The organism is Microbacterium sp. ZXX196, assembly GCF_009709595.1.
Lineage (GTDB): Bacteria > Actinomycetota > Actinomycetes > Actinomycetales > Microbacteriaceae > Microbacterium > Microbacterium excoecariae.
This window is the reverse complement of the sequence record NZ_WMEE01000074.1, coordinates 1-292: the sequence shown is the minus strand read 5'-3', so window position 1 is coordinate 292 and position 292 is coordinate 1. Positions and strand designations below refer to the sequence as shown.

1 other RNA gene is annotated in these 292 nt (G+C 39.7%); it reads left to right on the top strand.

Annotation, left to right across the window (positions count from 1 at the left end):
* Positions 1–284, top strand: a transfer-messenger RNA (tmRNA) gene (ssrA, locus tag GJQ66_RS12320).
* The last annotated feature ends 8 nt before the right edge of the window (positions 285–292 follow it).

Here is a 292-nt window from a genome sequence, read left to right as displayed (position 1 = left end):
GCTCATTAAGCGTGTCGGAGGGTTGTCTTCGTCATCAACACACACAGTTTATAATAACTGGCAAATCAAACAATAATTTCGCAGTAGCTGCCTAATCGCACTCTGCATCGCCTAACAGCATTTCCTATGTGCTGTTAACGCGATTCAACCTTAATAGGATATGCTAAACACTGCCGTTTGAAGTCTGTTTAGAAGAAACTTAATCAAACTAGCATCATGTTGGTTGTTTATCACTTTTCATGATGCGAAACCTATCGATAAACTACACACGTAGAAAGATGTGTATCAGGAC